Here is a 4,808-nt window from a genome sequence, read left to right as displayed (position 1 = left end):
TCTACAGGATACGTCTACAGGATACGTCTACAGGATACGTCTACAGGATACGTCTACAGGATACGTCTACAGGATACATCTACAGGATACGTCTACAGGATACGTCTACAGGATACGTCTACAGGATACGTCTACAGGATACGTCTACAGGATACATCTACAGGATACGTCTACAGGATACGTCTACAGGATACGTCTACAGGATACGTCCTGAAAGAGGATAACAATGTCCGTTGGAGAAACTAAGGGCCACACGTGGGCGCGTTAAGGTAGAGAGACAGCACAAGGGTGGCTGTTCGAGGACAATTGACCAACCTTTTCAGCGACTGGACATCGGGAACGTAAATCGCGTATCCTGATGGCACGCTCACAATGGAAGTATGTTAAACGCAATCCGGTGAGGAAGAGAGTCGAGGCCGCCAAACTTCGAGTTTCTCCACTTAAAATAAGTTCCTCGTATGACTGTCGTGATCGTAAGATTCATACAACTCATCCTTTGACAACTCAGATCACACAGGCCTCACATCTTCTGTCAGAAAGCGTGAGCATCTACAAAACAGAAAGAACATGAGAGTGACTCATTCCATTGGTATGTACACCGTACCTCTTTGACCGCACTGTCGCCGCGCCAAGCGGTTCCTTTCGGAGAAAGGATAGACTTATGATGAACGCAATATTCTGACTCGAGCAGAGTACCCGCGGGAGTTTGAAGTAATGACGGATGTTAAGTCTGCACCTGTGACGGACATCGGGTATGCAATTTGGGTAGGATTCGATCGGACCGCTTTTGAGAAGGCGCTTTCCGTTCATTAGACCATCAAGAATTCGGAAGGGGTGCTTGGGCTGAAACTTTGGAATTTATTTCGACATCCAGCAACACTGAAGGATCTCAATGTTTCCGAATTACGAACGCAGCTCGACCAAGGGTCCAACATCGCCGTGATCGATGTAAGAACGGCGGCAGAATATCGGGCAGGACACATCGTAGAGGCTAAATCTTATCCGATGGGCAAGGAGCAGGAAATCGCCCGGGACTTCTCTCCAAGTCAACCAATTGTTTTAATTTGTAAAACAGGCCATCGTAGTCAAGCTGTGGCCCACGAATTAATAGCACTCGGGTTTACAGATCTCGCTCATCTGGCTGGCGGGATGGATGCTTGGTGGCGAAACGGATAAGTGGATGAGTACAAGAGATGGCAACCCCTGACGAAACCTTGCGTATGAGAGGTACCCTTCGCGGCACATCGTCATCCTGTCTTCTTTTGTCGAAATATATCATTGCGTCATTGAGAATGCATGAATTTTGATGATCATTTCACTTTTTTGAAAGGAGTGGGTATGGTGTGTACAAGATACTCCACCTACCAAGGGTCGAGCGAAGAATTCTATCCCTCATTTTGATGGTGCTCCTCTTTCTTGCGCTGGTTGGAGGATGGATTATCCATCGAAGCGTCCAGGTGGTTCAGTCTCAGAGCCGTTCATACCAGGATGCCCAGACCATTGCGGAACTCGACGAATTACTTATCGAGTTAATTGATGCGGAAACCGGACAAAGGGGTTATATTATCACGGACAATCCTGCGTTTTTGAGGCCATATGATCAGTCTATCACCAAAATTCCAATTCTACAGCGAAAACTACAACCCTTTCTCCAGTCTTACGGAATTCCTACGCAGCAAACAACGGATCTACGGAAGGCCATAGACGATAAACTCGCATTCTTAAAGCAAACTATTCATGAGAAATCATTAGGACACGCGAGAGAAGTCATTGCCACGATTGCTCAGGGTCGTGGATTTGTTACAATGAACGACATTCGTTCCATGATTCATCGCATGGATAGGCTAATTCTTCAGCAAGAAAGCGCCGAGAGAGATAGAGCATATCACTACTTGCGCGACAGCGTTGTCTGGATAGCGATAGCTGGATTACTATTTCTACTCTTCGTGACAGCAAGTTATTTTAGAATATTGTCCGCTCTGAGTGCCAAAGAGCGACTCAATCAAAAAATAAAGGAATTAGCAAACCAGGATGGACTCACGAAATCATTGAATCGTGCGGCGTTTTTAGAATATGCTTCGTCGACGATAGAGCAGGCCATGCGAGACGGGGAGACCATCGCTGTTTTATTTGTGGATTTAGATGGGTTCAAGTCGGTCAATGATACATTTGGACACGAAGTAGGTGACGATGTTTTAAGGAATGTAGCCCATAACTTTCGTGGGGCTGTACGCTTCGCCGACTTAATTGCTCGCTTCGGGGGAGATGAATTTGTGGTTCTCGTCCGCCACGCGGAGATGGAGCATGAACTGATGACACTAGCTCAAAAGATGCTGGACACGTTTTCGGATGACTCCCTGCAAAATATCTCAACGAATTTAGGAGCCAGCATTGGTATTGCAGTTTTTCCGCGAGACGGGGACACGATTGATCTGTTATTGAAATCTGCAGATGCAGCGATGTATCGAGTGAAGCAAATGGGGGGACATCGGGCGGAATTCTTCAGGGATGCTTTGAATGAGAACATTCGTGATGAGCAGCGGCTCAAAAATGATTTGTACGGGGCCTTCGAGCGTAATGAATTAGACGTATATTATCAGCCTATCATGGGAGAGAATCGACAACTTCAAGGCATGGAGGCATTAGTGCGTTGGAATCATCCGCAATACGGGGTGCTTTCTCCTGCTAGCTTTCTCCCTATAGCAGAGGTGTCAGGACTCTTGCCAAAATTGTCGATGTGCGTTCTCGAAAAGGCTATTACGGATACTGCCCAATGGCTTCGAACCTATCCCATGCTCTGGCTTTCCATCAACATTTCCGAGCAAGACATTCGCCTACACCATGGACTATATTCGCACTTAGACACCCTTTTGGCGAACTGGCAGGTCAACCCTTCCTCCATACAACTTGAAATTACTGAGAGCTCTTTGTTGCGCCCAAATGCGGCGGACGCCTTAAAGGATTTTCACTCCCTAGGAGTGCGACTCGCTGTTGACGATTTTGGAACGGGTTATTCCTCTCTGGCGTATCTCCAACGGTTTTCACTCGACTGTATTAAGATCGATCGCAGTTTTATTGAGTCTCTTCCGGAGAATGAATACAACAAAAAACTGGTAACTGCCATGATTTCCATGGCGCACTCCTTGGAACTGAGCGTAACCGCAGAGGGAATAGAGACGGAGGGACAAGAACGATTTTTACTAGGAGTAGGATGCAAGAGTCTCCAAGGATACAAATATGGTGAGCCGATTCCCATTCAACAATTTTGCGACCAATATTTTCTCGAAGGCTAGTTAGAGGCTGCTGAATGAACTCAAGACGCTGTTGTAAAACACATTCGCGTGTCTCTTTGTCGCAGGAAATCGCAGGCACTTTGAGGGGGCTGAGTAAGAAACCGCGCACTTGGGGGAGGACATGGTGCTTGAACCCTCATCAGGTCCAGAAAGTGACCACTCCACATGCCCAAAGATAGGGGGAGTGGTCACATATAAAAGATTATGTCATTCACATAGGAGTGCGATATGAAACGGATGCATCAATTTAGATTTGCCTTCATGTTAGCTGTGTTTTCTGGATTAGGATCTCTTACGTTTGATATGTATCTACCGTCGTTCCCACAGATGATGAAGTTTTTTGGAACGAATGCGTCGATGATTCAGGCCAGTTTGACGTCGTGTTTACTGGGACTAGCACTTGGACAAATAACCATGGGTGCATTAAGTGATGTATTCGGAAGACGGAAACCACTTATCATCTCTATGATTATCTATTGTTTGTCCTCATTTGGGTGTGCCCTCGCTCCGAATATGGAAGTTTTTATCGCTTTGCGATTTGTTCAAGGATTCTCCGTATCCGCAGGAACGATCGCGAGTGCAGTTGCTCGTGATACCTTCAGAGGAACGGACCTCACAAAATTCTTTTCGCTAATGAGTGTCATGAGTAGCGTGGCGCCCTTGGTAGCTCCCCTTGCGGGAAGTACGATCATTCTGTTCACAAAATGGGAGGGTGTGTTCTATGTTTTGGGGAGCGTAGGTTTCATTCTGTGCATTACAACTATCTATCGGCTCAAGGAAAGTTTACAGGAAGAAAATCGGATCCGTAGTGATTTGAGTGTAATGATGCATAATTTCAAGACGCTTCTTGGTCACCGTAGATTTATGGGATACGTCTTGGCTCAAGGATTTATCCTTGGAGGCATTTTCGCGTATGTTGCAGGTACGCCGTTTGTGTATCAAAAAATTTACGGAGTATCTCCTCAAGGATTTTCTATGCTATTTGCATTAAATGGAATAGTGTTAATTGCTTCCTCACAAATGGTTCGCAAATTGGTGGGTAAGATTTCGGAACAACGCATTCTTCATTTTGGACTTGGAATGTCATTTGTTTCTACGGTTATTGCATTTTTTGTTGTTTTAATTCATGGACCGTTGTTCGCGCTTGTCCTTCCTTTGGTTTGTTATGTCGCATCGATGGGAACTATCGGCCCGGTTTCTTTTTCGCTAGCGATGAACTCACAGGGACATATTGCTGGCAGCGCCACGGCTTTACTAGGAATGATTCCTTTCTTGTTGGGTTGCATAAGCTCCCCGCTCGTAGGGATTGCAGGTGAATATTCCGCTGAGCCGTTAGGCATTATTCTCTTAACGGCAAGTTTACTCGCTATAGGTTCTTATGTTTTTTTGACGTGCAATAAAAGGATGGATACACAAGCCACGTGAGCGTCAAATAATTCACAGCGCGCCTAGCCAAGCTAGGCACAACTAACCGGTGAGAGTCCGGTCGAGGTAGGGACCAGACCGCCTCGTAGC

Annotated in this window: 3 protein-coding genes; all 3 read left to right on the top strand. The window is 46.2% G+C overall.

Features of this window, described 5'->3' with window-relative positions; translation table 11 throughout:
• Positions 1-834 precede the first annotated feature (834 nt).
• The 3 genes from M4I36_RS13955 (at position 835) to M4I36_RS13945 (ending at position 4,718) form a co-directional block, all read left to right on the top strand.
• Positions 835-1,176: a rhodanese-like domain-containing protein gene (locus M4I36_RS13955; protein ID WP_258112365.1), complete on the top strand. Its 342-nt coding sequence runs from the start codon at positions 835-837 to the stop codon at positions 1,174-1,176.
• 167 nt (positions 1,177-1,343) lie between these two features.
• On the top strand, positions 1,344-3,293 hold the full coding sequence (locus M4I36_RS13950; RefSeq protein WP_258112364.1) for a putative bifunctional diguanylate cyclase/phosphodiesterase: 1,950 nt from the start codon (positions 1,344-1,346) through the stop codon (positions 3,291-3,293).
• Positions 3,294-3,521: 228 nt separating this feature from the next.
• Positions 3,522-4,718 (top strand): multidrug effflux MFS transporter, encoded by a 1,197-nt coding sequence (locus M4I36_RS13945; protein ID WP_258112363.1) that lies wholly within the window; start codon positions 3,522-3,524, stop codon positions 4,716-4,718.
• Positions 4,719-4,808 lie beyond the last annotated feature (90 nt).

Source organism: Alicyclobacillus sp. SP_1 (assembly GCF_024706985.1).
In the GTDB taxonomy this organism is placed as follows: domain Bacteria; phylum Bacillota; class Bacilli; order Alicyclobacillales; family Alicyclobacillaceae; genus Alicyclobacillus_I.
The sequence above is the reverse complement of the archived record's forward strand: the minus strand, read 5'-3'. Positions and strand labels throughout refer to the sequence as shown.

Coding starts and splice junctions, on each gene's coding strand:
- M4I36_RS13945 (WP_258112363.1), top strand. CDS start 3,522: ATGAAACGGATGCATCAATTTAGATTTGCCTTCATGTTAGCTGTGTTT.